Genomic DNA, 17,499 nt, shown 5'->3' on the forward strand with positions numbered 1-17,499 from the left:
TTCAAAAGGCTTTAGAAGTTTCTATGGAACGAACCTGATCAACGATCGAATCGTCACGCGTCCGACGCGTGTTCTGAATTTATGGTCAATCCGATAGATACGCTCAAAAAATTGAAGGGTCGCAGCTGGACCGAACTCCGTGCACGGAGCGAGCAGGCCCTCTCCGTCTATTCCGAACAGATCGGAATCGGCGCGAAACTGCCTTCGGACCGTGAGTTCGCCCAGCTTCTTAATCGCGCGCATTTCGGCAAGGGCAAGATCACACCGGAGATTCTCTTTGAGCGTTTCTTCGAAATGTCGGCCGATCGTTTCTTCCCGTCATTTCTTGATACCGCGCGGACGACGCAATTGTTCCGCGACAATTTCCGCGGAAAGCCGGTCGCGCATATCATCGAGCGCGCGGAGAAGATAATCGAAGGCAAGTTCGATCTTCTCGGCTATCTCAATCTCGATTTCGGGACCGCTATCGACTGGCATTACGAACCCGTCTCCGGCAAACATCTTCCGCTCAAACACTGGAAGCAGTTTGACGAACTCGATTCGGAAGAATCGGGCGACAAGAAGATCATTTGGGAGATCAATCGCCACCAGCATTTCTTCACGCTCGGCGTTGCCTATCAACTGACCGGCGAGGAACGCTACGCGGCGACGTTCGCGCGGCATCTTGAAAGCTGGATGGCGCAGAATCCGCCCGGATACGGCGTCAATTGGATGAGCAGCCTCGAGGTCGCGTTCCGTTCGATCTCGTGGATCTGGTCCTTTCACTTCTTTCGCGGATCGCACAGTCTGACGCCCGAATTGTTTCAAGAAGCTCTGAAGTTTCTCTATCAGCACGGCCGCCATCTCGAAAAGTATCTGTCGACCTACTACAGCCCGAACACTCACTTGACGGGCGAGGCGCTCGGGTTGTTTTATCTCGGGACACAGCTCGGCATTTTCGAACGTGCCGAGAAATGGCGCGCGCTCGGTGAGGAGATCCTTGTCTCGCAACTCGACCGGCAAGTTCAGGAGGATGGCGTCTATTTCGAACAATCGACCTGGTATCAACGCTATACCGCGGATTTCTACACGCATTTTCTGATCCTTCAGGCGCTCAGCGGAACGCAATGCGAGGACGAATTGCAGCAGAACATCGAAACAAAGGTGCAGTCGATGTTCAGCTATCTGATGCATATAACGCGACCCGACGGCACGACGCCGATCATCGGCGACGACGACGGCGGACGTTGCTTGCCGCTCAGTTCTTCGGCCAGCAACGATTTTCGTGGATCGCTTGCGACCGCGGCGGTTCTCTTCGATCGAGGCGACTACAAGTTCACGGCCCGCGACCTGACCGAAGAGACTCTCTGGCTCCTCGGCGAGGATGGAGTCGACGCTTTTGTGAATCTTCACGCCTCGCGACCGAGACAGACCTCGCGCGCGTTCGCGAACGGCGGCTATTTTCTGATGCGTGACGGTTGGGAACCGACCGACAACTATCTGCTTGTCGACGGCGGCGAGGTCGGCGCGCTTTCCGGCGGTCACGGACATTCGGATGCGCTCGCGATCGAAGCCGCGATCGGCGGTAAAACGCTGCTCGTCGACTCCGGAACCTACACGTATCACGAGTCGGCCGAACTCCGGAACTATTTCCGGACGACGGCGGCGCACAACACGCTGATGATCGACGATCGTTCGCAGAGTGAGCCCGGAGGCAAGTTCTCGTGGAAATCACGCGCGAATACGACGGTTCACTCGTGGATCGCCGAGGAACGGTTCGACTTTTTCGAAGGTTCGCACGACGGTTACGAACGGCTCGACGAACCGGCGACGCATCGCCGGAGCATTCTCAATCTCAAGAACGACTACTGGATCATGCGCGATTACGTCGAGACGTCCGGAACGCACGATTACGCGCTGAATTTCCACTTCAACAAAGAGACCAATCCGTCGATCGAGGATACGGAAAGCGGTGTTTTATGCGTCGGCGAGACCCCGGCCAAAGGAGACGGCTGGCGCCTGTTCACATTCGGCGACAACGGCGGCTGGCAGCGGAAAGAAAGCTGGATCTCGGACAATTACGGCAAACGCGTCAACGCGCCGTTTCTGCGTTATGTCTCTAAGGGCACTGGCGCGCAGGAGTTCTTCACGTTCTGCCTCCCGGCCGACGCCGGATTCGCAAAGCCCGAGATCTTCGAGACGACCGTCGCCGGCGGCCGCGCGTTCGTCATCAATTATCGCGGTTATTGGGACGTCTTCGTCTTTGCGGACGAGTACGACCAGATCGTGCGAACCGAACTTTTCAGCACGAATTTCAGATTCTGCTGGGCTCGACTCGGTCAGGGCGAGCAGATTCCCGAAGAATTCGTGATGGTCGGCGGGACGAATTTTGCGCTCGGAAGCCGTGAGGTGATCAATTATCCGACCGAACTCAAGTTCGCCGTCGCGCGCCGTCTCGGAACACGCCTCAACGTCCGCACGAGCGAGAGCATCTTCAGCGTTTCGCTGCCGCAAAAAAAGCCCTCGACATTCATTCTCAAAAGCCCCGATTTCTCGTAGACGCGCTAGCCATTTGCGATTTGCGAATGCCGATTTGCGATTGGTCGGAATCAAACAGCGATCCGTACGGGTTGTTGATCCGATGTCACGCGTGAGCGGTCAGCAATCGAAATGGTTTGGAGCCTTCGCCTGTTCAAAAGGCATCGCTACGCGATTCGGGTTCGGCGGACGGATCGTCGAACCCCGGCAATCCAAAATCCAAAATCCGAAATCCAAAATCTAAAAGGGTGGACGTAGGCGTTGCCCTGTTTCAAGATGCGCCCGATGCTCGTCCGGCGGGAAAAGGTTCGGAAATCCTGCCCGACAACCGATTCGCCTTCGCAGATAAGATGGACTGATCGATACATTATGAGAAAGTAGTTGACCTTGTTCGGGGGATGGACAGATAAACACCTCAGTTCCGACAAAATCCGGAGACGCCGAATGGCTATCCGATGAGCCTTGGGATGACCGGGGCGCTACAACTCGAATTTGGGGGCGCGTTCCCGTGCGACCGCGCATATTGTAGAGGACTCGCAAGAGGTGAATGAGATGGCTCACCCGATCGGAATCAATTTGAATGAAGGAACTTCCACAGGTTTCGCGCGTCGCGTGAGCGCGATGCGAAGTGAATTTTGTATGACGGCCGAAAGCGAAAGCAGCTTCGGCCGTTTTGTTGTTTGAGCCGTTGAATCAGAAAAGCCCGGACGATAATTGGCTTTATCGTCCGGGCAGCTGGTTTATCAATTGAAACGGAACCGTCTCAAAGATGCACCGTGCAGACCGCATCTTAAGTCATTCCGTTTCCCCGTTCAAGAACGTCCGGCTTGCCGGGACGGTTCGTCGGAGGACAAAAGGATGTTATCGAAGTCGTTTCGCAGTTCACTCAAACCGGCCCTTGTCAGATTCGCTGCAACCGTCATTCTCGCGGCTCTGACGACATCGACGTTTCCGTTATGGGATTTCGCAGCGGTTTCGGCGATGAGCGAAAGTTCGACACCGGCCGCGGCGGCGCCGAATGCGACTCCACCCGAGCCGTTTATGGTCTCGGCCCCGGGTTCGATGACCGCGTCGATCGCGTCCGTGATCGGTTCGGCCGGCTCATTCCTCAACAAATCGCTGCTCGGGCTCGTCAGAGGGCCCCGCGTTCCGTTGGGGCTCGAACAGCCCGGGACGCAGCCGGTTCCGGCCGATCCCAATGCATTTTCACCGCCTCCGCCTCCGCAGCCCGCGGCGAGCGTCGATTTCGACTTCGATTTTGACGGCAAGGCCGACATCGCGCGGCGCCATCCTTCAAACTCGGAATGGAAAGTAAAGAACTCGAACGGCGCCAACTACACGACGGCTACAGTGGGCTCATCATCGGCGACGATCGCGCCCGGAGATTTCGACGGCGACGACAAGACCGACATGGCCGTCTTCAGCGCCGGGACGTGGACGATCAGGAAGAGTTCGAACGGCCAGACCGAGACGGTCTCGTTCGGCGCCTCGGGCGACAGGCCGGTAGTCGGCGATTACGACGGCGACGACGTTTCGGACTGCGCCGTCTTCAGGCCCTCGACAAACACCTGGTGGATCAAACAAAGCACAAACGGCCAGACGGTTTCAAGCGCTTTCGGCGCGACCGGCGACATCACCGCGCAGGGCGATTTCGACCGTGACGGCAAAACGGACGTCGCTGTTTTTCGGCCTTCGTCGGGCGACTGGCATGTTTCGGGATCGCAGAACGGCTATTTCACCTTCCATTGGGGGATCGCGTCCGACATTCCGGTTCCTGCCGATTACGACAATGACGGCAAGACGGACTTCGCCGTCTATCGCGGCACCACCGGCGTCTGGTACGCCGCCAAGAGCGGGGATTCGAACAACTCCTATCTGACTGAGTTTTGGGGAAGCTACGGCGACCAGCCCGTTCCGGCCGATTACGACGGCGACGGCAAGGCGGATTTCGCGGTCTGGCGGCCGACAAACGGCACCTGGTACATAGTCAACAGCGGAACGGCCAACTCGTACACCTATGAAACGCTCGGCGTCGCCGGCGACACGGCCGTTTCTTCGGCGTATCTGAAACAGATCGGCGGCTACATCTACGGCTACGATTTCGCCAAGGTCCGGCTTTCTCCGAAAAACGCAACGGGCCGCAGCGACCTCTATTCACGGAACTTCGCCTGGGGAACCTCGCTTTTCGGTTTGCCGGGACGCGCCGGTCTCGACGCCGGTTTCGGGCTTTCCTACAACTCGCTCGTCTGGACCAAGGATCCGGCGACGAACACAATCGTTTTCAATGCCGACAATTCGAACCTGACACCCGGATTCCGTTTCGGATTCCCGACAATCGAACCGGTCTACTATGACGCGACGACCCAGAAGTTCGCCTATCTGATGGTCACGCCCTCGGGCGGCCGAGCCGAGTTCCGGCAGACGACCAATTCGAACATCTTCGAAACGGCCGATTCAAACTACGCCGAGCTCAAGATAAACGGAACGTCCGGCCCGAACGATCCGGCCGATCAACTGACGATCACCGTCACCGGAACCGACGGCACGCGCGCCGATTATGAATGGAAGAACGGCGCCTACCGCTGCCAGAAGATCACCGACCGCAACGGCAACTACATCGCCATCAACCATGACGCCAACGGACTTCTTCAAACCGTGACCGACACCCTCGGGCGCGTCGTTACGGTCAACTACAACAACGAATCTCTCCCGATCTCAGTCACCCAGACGTGGAAAGCGAACAACGGAGCCGGAAGTGATTTCACGCGCACCTGGGCTACGCTTTCCTATACGACGAAAGAGATCAATACCAACTTCAACGGGCTTTCGGTGATCGGTCCCGGCAACGGCTTTTCGCTCAAGGTGCTCGACAAAGTCACGTTCCCGACGGAAACCAACGGCACGGGGCCAAGCACCGCCTTCAGCTACAACTCATACGGACAGGTCTGGAAGATCACGAACAAGGCGGCCGACGGGCATCAGCTCAATGAAGTCAAGACGGATCTGGAGACACCTGGAACGGCGCCCGAAGATTGTCCGCGTTTCTCAAAAACCTGGTCAAAAACGGAAAACTTCAACATCGTCGGCGGAACCGAGCAGTTCATCGAGACCGAGATCAGAACTTACCCCAATCAGACGTACGATCTCGGCGGCCACACCGGAACGGCAACAAGAATCGAAGTCGAAATGGCGGGGCATCCGCACGGCGCCGTCTCGAAAACGTGGGTCGGTTCATCCGGCTGGACGGAAGGCCTGACGATCGCCACCGAGGACTGGGCAAACAATGAACGAAAGCGCTGGACTTGGAACCAATGGACGCAGGATGACACAAATGCTTCCTACATCACGAATCCGCGCGTCACCGCATCCGAGGTCGGCGACACATCGAACCGGAAGATCACGGAGATCGACTATCGTCTGATCCCCAACACGACGACCGCCGAATACGGACTGGTAAGCGAGGTCCGCGTCAAAGACGGGGCGACGAATTTCTTGCACAAGAAGTCGACAACCGCCTACAATCTTGATACGGCATACGTTTCGCGGAGAATCATCGGATTGCCGTCGAAAACGATTTCGTGGGGATACGATCAGTCGACCCTTCAATTGGAGAAGGTATCGGAGGTCGACTACTTTTACGACCAGGGAGACTTCAGCGATACGTCACTTGAGCAGAACATCACGAACGTCATCAGGCATGACAGCGCTTACGGCGCGTCGTTCACGGTCGGACGCGGGAATCTGACATCGAGAAAACGCTACAGCGTTCCCGACTTGAACGAGTACATTCAGACGGAAACAAAATACAACATCGCCGGCGCTCCGGTCGCGCAAGTTTCGCCGTGGACGTCGACATCGACGCGGACTACGAAGATCGGTTACGCCGACAACTTCAATGACACCCCGACAACGCGCAACACCTACGCTTATCCGACAAAACTCTACGATCCCGCCGGAAACTACTCTGAAGTCCAATATCGCTTCGATACGGGCGCGAACGTGATGGCAACGTCCCCGGCGCCGGCCGGGAACACGTACGGCAAGAAAACAACGCGCGGATATGACGATGTCGGCCGGATCGAACGGGAATCGCTCTGGAAGGACATTCAGGGAACGCTTCAGGAATACAGTTACTCGAGGTTCGTGTATCCGGACTCGGGAATTCAGTCAAAGGTCTATTCGACCGTTGTCGACACAGACAACAACGGCGTCGGCAACACGGCCGACGAAGTCCTTTCCGAAACCTGGACCGACGGCGCGGGAAGGGTTAGACGAGCGCGAACGCCGATGACGTGGGATTCAAACGGCGCGACTCTCACCTGGTCGGGCGTACAGACCGAGTACGATATTCTCGGACAGGTGAAGCGCCAAAGCGTTCCGTCCGAGGTGAACTCAAGCTGGACGCTCCAGAACGAAGACGCAGCCCGCGGTGGCTGGCTGTGGAACTCCGCCGAGTACGACTGGAAAGGCCGGGTCACCCGAAACATCCCAAGCGATTCGACAGGTTCCGACGGTAAGGACCAACTCATAACCTACGAGGGCTGCGGTTGCGCCGGCGGCGAAGTGACGACAATAAAGGGCGAGGATATCACCGAGACCGACTGGCAGGGAAACAATCCGAATAACCTCGGAAGACGGACACAGAAGATTTACCGGGATATTTTGGGGCGGGTTGTAAAAACCGAGATTCTGAATTGGAACGACACAATTTACAACTCAACCACGACGGTTTACAACGGGGCTGATAATCCGTTGCTATCCCGCCGATTTAAGGGTACGGCGGTTTTGAACAACGAACATCACACAACAAGCCTGACCTACGATGGCTACGGACGGGTGAAGACGATTCATCGCCCGGAGCAAAACGCGGAATCCGAAACGAGCCGTGATTATTTCCCCGATGGAAATCTCGAATCCATAACCGACGCTCGAGGGGCCAAGCAGACGCTCGCATTCAATTCAAGAGGGCTTCTTACGCAAGTCAGCTATTCGGTGCCGGCGAACTCAGGAATCGCAGTCACGCCAACAGCGAGTTTTTCGTATGACAATGCCGGCAACCGAATTGGAATGTCGGAAACAGGCGGCACCGGAAGTGCGAGTTACGACTACAACAGTCTTTCCCAAATCGTTGCGGAAACCAGAACTTTCAGCGATTCCCTGCCGAACGCGCCGCTCAATGGGTACAAACTCGAATACACTTACGGGCTGTCTGGCGATTTGAAATCGCTGAAAGACCCGTTTGGTCAGCAAATCAACTACACGAATGACCGCGTCGGGCGTTTGACGGCGATTTCGGGATCGACGTTCGGAAACGTAACGAACTATCTTTTGTCGGCGCAATACCGGGCCTGGAATGCTCCGAAGCAAGTTACCTACGGGAACAACGTTTCATCGCAGGCGACGTTTGATAATCAGCTTCGGGTCAGCGATTTCACTTTGTCTGGCAACGCGACGCTTATGGATTGCAGCTATCAGTATTATCAAGACGGCACCCTGAAATTCATGGAGGACCGTCTTTCGGCGCAGGGGCACCGGTTGTTCCGGTACGATAATCTTTCGCGGGTCGTCGAAACGCGAACCGGCATCGAGGCTAAGGGGCAGGCGCCCGCGGATCCGCCACCCTCCGCACTGCTTTATCGCCAAGACTATACATTCAACGAATTCGGAAACCTGACCGCAAGATCGGGAATCTGGAAGCCGGGATCGAATTGCGGTCATGATGGGGACTTTCCGTTCAGCCATATCTATCAAAACAACCGCACGGTCGGCGATTACTACGACGCCGACGGGCGCCCGACGAACAAGGACGGGTTTTCCGAGGTGTACGACTCGGCCGGACGCAACGTCAGGCATCTGCCGAATGACGGTGAATACGAATTGGACCGCGTTTACGATGGTGACGGACTTGAGGTGAAGAAGATCGAGAAGGTGTGGGATTTCGAGAACAATCAATGGAAAGAACCCACGCGGAAGTACTATATCCGTTCGACGGTCAAATCGGGTGAAATCATCACGGAAGTCGCGGGTGACGGCAAAAAGAGCCAGACATTCGTTTATGCCGGTGCCGATTTGTTGGCGAGGCAAACATTGAGTGACGACGCGGTACCGGTCGAGAGCGTGAAATGGGAACATTGGGATCCGGCAAAGATCAGTCGGAGGACGACCGACAAAGACCGGAACTCTCCGAGTTTTTCCGGCGTTGAACTCGATCCGCTGAACAAGAACGCTCTGTATTTCTGCCTGCCGCAGCAACCCGAACGGGGTCAGTATCTTCTGAACTCGCACGATTACCCGGGCGCATGGGCAGCAAGCGCGATGCAGTTCTGCAATTTCGGGGGACTGTTCGGCCCTTGCGATGTCGTCGAAGGCCTCGGCGGGAACTACTTTCCTTTCTACGGACGCAACGATCGGTTCGCGCAATTGCCGTTCGAAATCGGCCAGCGACCGTTGAGAAATCTCGACAATCCGATGGCGGTCGCCTATGACACATTTCACGAACTCTATTCCGGGGCTTTTCTCGGGATGAGTGGCTACAATTACGCCGAAGGATCATCCAACAATTTCGTATCGAGCATTTACGGGTACGGCATGTCAGATTTGCATCGTTTGCTTGGGCAGCAAGCAATCAAAAAGCTACCGAAAAGCCTTGCTGATCGCAAACAAAAATTGACGGACAAGGAGTTGGCTGACTTGAAGAGTGAGTTCGGGGACGCTCTTGGAATCAAGAACGGCGACGATTCGTGCGAGGATAAACTCAACGAACTGCTTGAAGCGCTTGGGTCGAAAACTACTTCAGTGAAGGATCTCGCTGATAGTTTCTTTGGTGGCAGAAACAAACTGTATGGTGTCAGCGAGAATGTGACGACGATTCGCGTCAAGTTAAATGGCAAATGGACTGCCGTGGGCGCGCCCGCCGGCGAAACAGGATGGAATGGTTCGAGATTCGAAGCGGTCATCAACAACAAAAACCCCAACATAACCACATTGTCGACTTTTGTGCACGAGATATTCCACGCAGCCGGGAACCATTCAACCTATGATCATCCATCACTAAACGAAGCGGTTCGGAGAGTAATCGGTGATGACGATCTAGAGTGGAATCTAGATCGTTTCTTTCGAAAGTACTGTACGAAGGAGGGGTATAAAGAGTGAGAATTCGACTCATCGCATCAATCGCTTGTTTGATGTTGTTAACGCTAAACGGTATTTCGCAACCTCCGATGTGGTTTGCGAAGCTTCAAGAAAAAATTGAGCTTTTTGAGACCGACCGGCAGGAATTTGAGCGGATTTTCAGTGACGCGAACGCGTCGACTAGCTACAAAAGCGGCAGTATCGAAACTGTGACGTATCGTATGGCGGTTGGTCGAATTGTCGTGACGTACTCTGGAGGCGATTGCGAGAAATACTACGACTACAGGGTCCGAAAGGGAACGATTATTCGATTATTGGTCCTGCTGCCGCCGGAAATGAGGCCGAAATTCAAGAAATTGAAAATTGACACGACTGGATTTCAGACGACAAGAGAGGATGACGGAACATACCTCCGCGTCGATCCGGCATCCGGATATTCCTATTGGACGCAGGGAAAACGGCTTAGTTCGCTACTCATTGAGCCTCCCGTCTCACGGAATTTGCTCCGATGTTCGACCAAAACGGAATCGGAAGACAGGAGTGACCAAAGATGAAACAGTTTACGTTATGCGGTGCCGCGCCTGTTTTGCTTCAGTTTGCTGTTGTGCAGAAGCGCCTTGTGCCCCAAACTCGAACCGATCGGAGGATTTGCGGCGAAATAGGATGAAACGGCTCGAGTTTCAAAGCGGTGGTCAATGATAAGAGCCCAAAAATATCGACCATATCGACGTTTCTCCGCGACATATTCCATGCGGCCGGGAACAATTCAACCTATGATCACAACAAGCTAAACACGGCAGTGCGAAAGGTAATTGGCGATACGGATTCGATTTGGAATCTCGATCGGTTCGTTAGAGAGTACTGTACGAAGGAGGGCTTTGAAAAAGAATGAGAATCCGATTCTTGGTTGCAGCAATCGCGGGTTTGATGGTGTTCAAGATGAACGGCATTTCGCAACCTCCGATCTGGTTTGTGAAACTCCAACGCGAGATCAAACTCCTTGAATCGGACCGGAAGGATTTTGAGCGGAGTTTCAGTGATGCATCCGTGGTTTATAGCTTTCCGAACGGTAGAATTCAAACCGTAATGTATCAGACACAGTTCGGTGAAGTGGAAGTGACCTACTCCGGAGGGGATTGCGAGAAATACTACGATTATAGAGTTCGGAAGGACACGATAATTCGGTTAGTGATACTTCTCCCGCCGGAGAACAGGCCGAGATTCAAGAGACTGAAGATTGACACGACGGGTTTTCAAACCACGCGTGAGGATGACGGTACTTTCTTGCGCGTTGATCCGGCATCCGGATATTCGTACTCGACGCAGCGCAAAAGACTTAGTTCGCTACTGATTGAACCTACCGTCTCACAGAATTTGCTCCGATGTTCGACCAAAACGGAATCGGAAGACAGGAGCGACCAAAGATGAAACAGTTTACGTTATGCAAGGAGGGATTCACAAAATGAAGTTCCGAAGCATTTGCGGAATGATCTTCTTTATTTTTGGCTTTTTCGTCGCGGTCGATGCAAAACCTCCGGATTGGTTGGTTCGGCCAGCTGCAGTTCGACTATTCGACCGACCGGACCGGCCGATTGACGGCGGTCGTCGGGGCAACCTCTTTCAACGGAATAACAACATATGCCAATAGCCCTTCGTACGACGCGCGCGGGCGGCTCAAGGGCGTAAGTTACGGGAACGGCGTTCAGATGACGATTTCAACATTCAACAACAGGCTTCAAGCCGTTGACTTCGAGGTCAGGAAGGGCACGACTCCGCTCATCAAAAAGGAGTTTGAGTATTACGGCGACGGGAGCCTTAAATTCTCGGACGACGGAATCGATCCGAAGTTCGACCGGCTTTACCGTTACGATTTTGTCGGCCGGACGACGCAGGCGAAATCCGGCGCTCCGGCGCGCGGCGATACCGACAACGCGATGAACATTCCGTACACGATGAACTACACGCACGACGCGTTCGGTTGTCAATCAGCGTTAATTTTTGACCCCTTTACAGGCGTTAGTTTTTGACCCCCCCTTTAGTCATTGTTGTCCGGAGTTGTGGAAGAGTTGGCGGCAATTGCCGACAACTCTTCCACAACTCCATGCGCCGCGGCGGCCCGCTTTCTTGAGCCGGTAGCTTTCGCCCCGGATGTTGATCACCGTCGAGCGGTGGAGCAGCCGGTCGAGAGCCGCGCTCGCCATCACCGCGTCTCCGGCGAAGACCTCGCCCCAGGCCGCGAAGGCCTTGTTGCTCGTCAGGATGACCGCTCCCTTGCGTTCGTATCTCTCCGAGATGACCTGAAACAACAGGCTCGCCTCGGGAGGTTCGAGCTTCAGGTAGCCGACCTCGTCGATGATCAGCAGTTTCGGGCGCGTCAGGTTCTTGATCTCGCGCGAGAGCCGGTTCTCGTGCATCGCCCGCACGAGTTTGCGCGCGATGTCGACGGCGGTCGTGAAATAGACGCGGTGCCCGAGTTCCGCCGTCATCACCCCGAGCCCGATCGCGAGATGCGTCTTGCCCACTCCGGGCGGCCCGAGAAAGACGATGTTCCGCCCTTCGGCCAGAAAGCGCCCCGTCGCCAGTTCGTCAATGAGCCTCCGGTCAACGCCGGGCTGCGCCTTGAAATCGAATTCGCCAAGCCTCTTCGGGTACGGAAAGCGCGCGAACTGCAGGCTCAGCGCGACGCGCATCTCCTGCCGGTGCCTGATCTCGCCTTCGAGCAGCCGCCCGAGGAACTCCGTGTAACTCCAGTCCTCGGCGGCCGCCCGCTGGGCGATCGTGTCAAGATTGACCGCGGCGGTCTTGAGATCAAGTTCGCCGAGCGCGGACGATGCCATATCTTCGTAGACCTTCATCAGCCGATCACCTCCTCGTAGGCGACGAGCGACGCCGCCGCGACCGTCTCGAACAGAACCCGTCCCGATCTCTTCGGCGGCGCCTCACGCGTTTCAACCGTCAGTTTCCACATCGCCGCGACATGCGCCGGATCCGCCACGCTTTCGCCGGATTTGAGCGACCGCGGGTGTTCGGCGATGACCGTCTCGCCCGTGCGCACCGTCACCCGGCGTTCTCCCTGCTCGACCACGACCTTGCGGCCGACCGCTTCCGGCGGCACCGAGTACTTCACGCCCCGATCGAGACGTACCCGTCGACGCTTACCGTCCGCTTCTTCCAGACCGACGGCCGGTACCGCGGCGCCGACCCGTACGGCGTCAGACCTTCCTCCCGCAGCAGGTCGAAGGGCCGCTTTCCGGTCGTCCCGTGTTTCCGTCCGTTCGCCTCTTCCAGCCACGCCGCGCCCTGTGCCTGAAGATCCGCAAGGTCGGCAAACTCCCGCCCCTTGATGAAGTTGTCCTTCAGATACCCGACCGCGCGTTCGACCTTGCCCTTCGTCCGCGGCCGGTACGGGCGGTGCGTCCTCGGCGCGATCCCGTAGTGATTCAGAAAGTCGGCCATCTGCGGGTTCAGTTTCCCGCACGGAAGGCGCACCTGCGCCATGTTGTCGAAGAGGATCGTCTCCGGCCAGCCGCCGAAGTAGGCGAACGCCCTCTCAAGGCACCCGATCAGCTCCGGCATCCGCATCCGCCGCGTGTACTCGACGTACATCGTCCGCGAAAAACCCAGCAACATCACGAACGCGTAGATCTTTCTCCGGCTCCCCTTTTCGTCGATGTACGACCCGATCTCCGCCCAGTCAGCCTGCGCCTGTTTGCCGGGCGGCGTCTCGAACCTCACCGTCGCCTTCGCCGATACCTTCGCCCCGATGTCCAGTTCCCGCAAGTACCGCCTCACGATGTCCCACGATCCCGCGAACCCCATTCCCCGGATCTCGCCCGTCAGCCGAACCGCGCTGAGGCCCGTCTCCTCGTACCGCTTCTTCAGATAATCCTTGTACGCGTCCAGTTTGGAACCCCGTTTCGCTTCCGCCGCGCGCTTCGGCGAACCCTCGCGCAGTACCTTGCGGACCGTGTTCCGCGAATATCCCGTCATCCGGCAGATCTGCTTTATCGAATGCCCCTGCCTTTTCAAGTCTTTGACCTCCATCCATTCCTCCATTCCAAGCATTCCCGATAACCTCCGTTTCACGAAAGTTATCAAAAATGCCGTCCAGGGGGGTCAAAAACAAACGCATGCTAGGGGGTCATTTTCTCACGCATAATGACATTCGGTCACATCACGCAGTTTTCCGGCGCCTATTACAACACGCAGCACACGTCGAACTATTCTTACGACAACACGAACCGCAGTCCGTACTGGAGTTACGACGCCGAGGGGAACATTACCATCGACGACGAGGCGAGCTACACGGTCGATGCGGCCGGACGTCTGGTCAGGACGTCGCAGTTCGATCCCGACAGCGGGCTTCCGATGGCGCCGACGCGCGATTGGTTCGACGGCAACGGACGGTTGGCAAAGCGCGTGAAGAACTTCGGATCGTCCGATCCCGCGCCGCAGACGAATTATTATCTGCGGTCGTCGGTGACCGACGATCCCGGCAAAAATCAGCGTATTTTAACCTACCTAATCACGATTATTCACGAATCGATCCATCGGGAGGGGATTTCGGGCCACAACTCGTACGCCAAGGCCTCCTACAATGCGCTAACTACTGATGAGGCGACGTTGAATCCGTTGCCGAAGAAAAAGGACCGCGAGCGAGGTGAATCTATGGACGATGCTCGGTCACGGTATTTCAGATCCATAATCAATACAAAATGTAAAATTGATCCGTATTCGGTCAATTGGTAGTTTCATATGAAAAAGACATTCGACTCAAAATCTTGTTGCTGGGGTTACTCGCCTATCTGTCAGTTGGCGTGACATCGGCAGCTTCGCCGGAATGGCTCGAGAAGATGAAGCAGATCAGACTGCTCGAATCTAAGAGACAGGATGTTGTCGCGCTTTTCGGCCCTGCGAAACCTGCTGGAAACGCCTGATCGATACCTGGGGATTGGTAGACGGCAGTCTTTCAGCCATATACGCGAGCGGAGGTGCGTTGCAAAAACTGAGAACGGAAAAACCAAATTACTTGGCTGGAGAGTCCCGAAAGACACGGTGATTGAGATCAGCTTTTCTCTCAACAAACCGGTTTCTCCGAAGAAGTTAGGGATCGATCTTTCGAGACTCAGGGCGAACAAGTAAGGGACCAAACTGGCGCACTCTACTTTGATGATGAAACCGCCGGTGCATTCTACTACGCAGTCAATGGCAAGATCACGGAAGTTGGCTTTTATCCGCGGACTGAGTTGGACTACCTTGACTGCGAACCGCAGTCCGAAGGACAACGCTGATGAAATTTCCGGAGCATTTTGAGTTGTCTTTAGTTGGTCCTGGTCCGGCGCATTCTTTTCGAAACAGTTCGGACATCTCCCAACATGAGCAGAACCGATGTCGGCGAAGTGACGGACATAGGAATGCCGTGCGTCAGAAGAATCATCGGTGCAAAATTCAGGTTTGATCTTCAGCGGACCGACAATGCCGGCAACCTTGTACGATCTCGGAAGAGTGCAACCGATCCTGAATTTTCGGAATACTGAATTCGGGCTTGCGAAATTGAACGGCGAGTCGCGGGATACGTTCAAAAGCGCCAAGTTCGGGATAGCGACGCTTGCCGGAATCGAAATCGCGGCGCCGATCCCTGTTCCCGCGAATTTTTGGCCGAATTCGGACACGGTGAAGCTAGCGATGCCGATTGGCAAAGTGCTTCTCAAGGTTGAGTCCGAAACAGATCGCGGCAATATAAAAGTTTCGTACTTTCGATTGGACGAGAATGGCGTTTTTCAGCCGTTTCGATTGAAGGGTGGTATTGTTAGCGCAAGTGTCTCAGATAAGGAGTAAACCCGTTCGTCGGAGGTAGTATGAAAATTGCCGTATTGTATTTCCTTTGCTTGATTGCGATCCAGGCATTCGCCAACCCAGGCTGGAGCCAGACTCCCTGTCCGATGAGTGCGGCGGAGAATGTAAGGATTCGCACTGAGTTGCTGGACAGGATGTCGATTGAGACTGGAGACGATGAGGTTTCGACGATTGACTTGAAGCTGAAGTTGACATTTTCCAATGTTGGGAAGAGCCCCGTTCGAATCTACAAAGGATGGGTTTCAGCCTCACATTTCTGGATTTCAAAATCTGACGCAGAAGCCAACAAGAAGGAGTTTGAATTAAGCAGCAGCGTATCCGTTTTGACCGATGACACCAGAACGGAACCGGCTTTTTCGATTGACGAGTTCGCGACGATCTCTGGTGAACAGACTTACTCTACGGAACTACTTGTCCGAATCCCATTCTTGAAAAGTCGCTTAAGTCCCGGAATCCACGTTCTCAAGCTTCAGATCGAAACTTGGCGGTGGTTTGGTAAAGAACGCGAAAAAGAGACTCGGGTCCTTGCCGCGGTCGGGCGCGTTCTGACCGACCCGGTTGTTACCGAACCAGTTATCTTCCGGATTGATTGACTTCGCAAAAGCGTGCGCTAACTGGCAGACAGATTGATGACGGGATTCTCGATGCAAATCGCATCCGAACGATCACAGAATTTATGCAGTTCGGCCACCAAGGAGCGCGCGTTCCATCGCCTGATGGCCTAAACCCTCGGCGCGACGCGGAAACCGATCAAGGTCTGACCGAGGCAGGTGAATACTTCTCAGTTATCATTATTCATTCTTTGCTTCACACCGGCGGGCTTGCGGACACGCGTGAACGAAGTTTGAGCGACCGGTTTTGGGGAGTTAAGCCGCATGAGTTAGTTTCATATGGTCAAAAGTACAAAGACGTACTGAAGCACTGTACAAAGGAAGGGGGTTCGAAGATATTGTATGGCCAATAAACAACGCGAGAACCTTTCGAAGAAAAGAGCTGAGAGATTCTTGTTCGCACTCAACTTGACGGCGATCGTGCTTTCAGTCCTCTTATCGGCAACAAGTTTTGGTGTTGGAGCGGCGTGGTGGGTGATGTATAGGGAAAACCGTTTCATCCAGATCGACGATAACCCTTTTCACGACCTCGCCCTTCGCCTCATTTTTGTGTCATTACTATATATTGGGAGTCTCATTTCTCGCCGACTCGGGTTTCGGTTCAAATTTGCTGGCATCTTACTTTTGATTGTTGCATTTACCCAATGCATCGTGATCGGGAACGTGTTTCGCACGCGCGGAGATGAGTGGCTGGTCGAGTACTCACATCTATTTGGGTATTACCCCTATGTTGGCGCACTTATGGTGGTCATCACCTCTTTGTTACTGCTTGCGGATCTAGTTTTCTTCTCTCGACAATTGTGGAATCGGTTTGCGCGAACAAATCATGGTCTTTCGTAGCACAAATCCATTAGGCGTCGTACGCAGAATGAGAACCCAATGTTGGGAGACGAAGGGGGCGTTTGGCCGGGGCAATTTCGTCGCGCCGTCGAAGGCGCAGCTGGTGTCGCTGAAGGACAGAGCAATCAATTTCACTAACGGTGGTGTTCAAGCAGAGCGCATTTGATGGAGACGAAGGGGGCGTTTGGCATTATTTTTTTCCGTGCGTTGATGCGTGTTGCCGGTGTTGTCGAGATACGAAGACGGCAGAGGCGTTATCCCTTTCCGGGTTGTCCACGATGCATCGAACGAATTACCCCTTGGAAGCCGGAGGATGGATTTATCAAAGACGAAACGGACAGCTGATTCTTAGAACTGCGGACAGAAGTAGAAGAATGTCAAATCAAGTCGATCTCCGCAACCCGCCCCCCGTCACCGGTGCACGGTTGATCGCCTTGTTTCATACTCATCCGTTTTCGGAGGTAACACAGATTGACGCGATGTTAACGAACGTAAACGGATTCTTAGCCCCTTTCGAAAATACGGGACCGTCGTTTCGTGACAC

General features: G+C 55.0%; 9 protein-coding genes. 6 read left to right on the forward strand and 3 right to left on the reverse strand.

The features are described 5' to 3' along the window. The first annotated feature begins 81 nt into the window (after window positions 1–81). From IPN69_15135 to IPN69_15145, 3 genes are all read left to right on the forward strand, one after another. Window positions 82–2,538, forward strand: coding sequence for an alginate lyase family protein (locus IPN69_15135; protein ID MBK8812045.1), 2,457 nt, complete (start codon window positions 82–84; stop codon window positions 2,536–2,538). A gap of 837 nt (window positions 2,539–3,375) precedes the next feature. Then, window positions 3,376–9,669 (forward strand): VCBS repeat-containing protein, encoded by a 6,294-nt coding sequence (locus IPN69_15140; GenBank protein ID MBK8812046.1) that lies wholly within the window; start codon window positions 3,376–3,378, stop codon window positions 9,667–9,669. Window positions 9,670–11,171: 1,502 nt separating this feature from the next. Further along, window positions 11,172–11,675, forward strand: coding sequence for a hypothetical protein (locus tag IPN69_15145; GenBank protein MBK8812047.1), 504 nt, complete (start codon window positions 11,172–11,174; stop codon window positions 11,673–11,675). A 12-nt stretch (window positions 11,676–11,687) separates the two neighbouring features. On the opposite strand, the gene IPN69_15150 is transcribed toward IPN69_15145, so the two are convergent. The 3 genes from IPN69_15150 to IPN69_15160 are packed head-to-tail and all read right to left on the reverse strand — an operon-like array spanning window position 11,688 to window position 13,713. Next, window positions 11,688–12,503, reverse strand: coding sequence for an ATP-binding protein (locus IPN69_15150; GenBank protein MBK8812048.1), 816 nt, complete (start codon window positions 12,501–12,503; stop codon window positions 11,688–11,690). Next, window positions 12,503–12,775 carry a hypothetical protein gene (locus IPN69_15155; GenBank protein MBK8812049.1) on the reverse strand — a complete coding sequence of 91 codons (273 nt, stop codon included), beginning with the start codon at window positions 12,773–12,775 and terminating at the stop codon, window positions 12,503–12,505. The genes IPN69_15150 and IPN69_15155 overlap by 1 nt, the downstream gene beginning before the upstream one ends. Further along, the gene (locus IPN69_15160) at window positions 12,772–13,713 is read right to left on the reverse strand and encodes an IS21 family transposase (GenBank protein ID MBK8812050.1); all 942 of its coding nucleotides are present in this window, start codon (window positions 13,711–13,713) and stop codon (window positions 12,772–12,774) included. The genes IPN69_15155 and IPN69_15160 overlap by 4 nt, the downstream gene beginning before the upstream one ends. Window positions 13,714–13,806: 93 nt before the next feature. Here IPN69_15160 and IPN69_15165 point away from each other — a divergent pair, with 93 nt between their 5' ends. From IPN69_15165 to IPN69_15175, 3 genes are all read left to right on the forward strand, one after another. Beyond that, entirely contained in the window at window positions 13,807–14,397 is a 591-nt protein-coding gene (locus IPN69_15165; GenBank protein ID MBK8812051.1) for a hypothetical protein, read from the forward strand. Between the two features lie 1,109 nt (window positions 14,398–15,506). Beyond that, the gene (locus IPN69_15170) at window positions 15,507–16,097 is read left to right on the forward strand and encodes a hypothetical protein (GenBank protein ID MBK8812052.1); all 591 of its coding nucleotides are present in this window, start codon (window positions 15,507–15,509) and stop codon (window positions 16,095–16,097) included. A 360-nt stretch (window positions 16,098–16,457) separates the two neighbouring features. Beyond that, the gene (locus IPN69_15175) at window positions 16,458–16,955 is read left to right on the forward strand and encodes a hypothetical protein (protein ID MBK8812053.1); all 498 of its coding nucleotides are present in this window, start codon (window positions 16,458–16,460) and stop codon (window positions 16,953–16,955) included. Window positions 16,956–17,499 lie beyond the last annotated feature (544 nt).

The organism is Acidobacteriota bacterium (genome assembly GCA_016715115.1).
In the GTDB taxonomy this organism is placed as follows: domain Bacteria; phylum Acidobacteriota; class Blastocatellia; order Pyrinomonadales; family Pyrinomonadaceae; genus JAFDVJ01.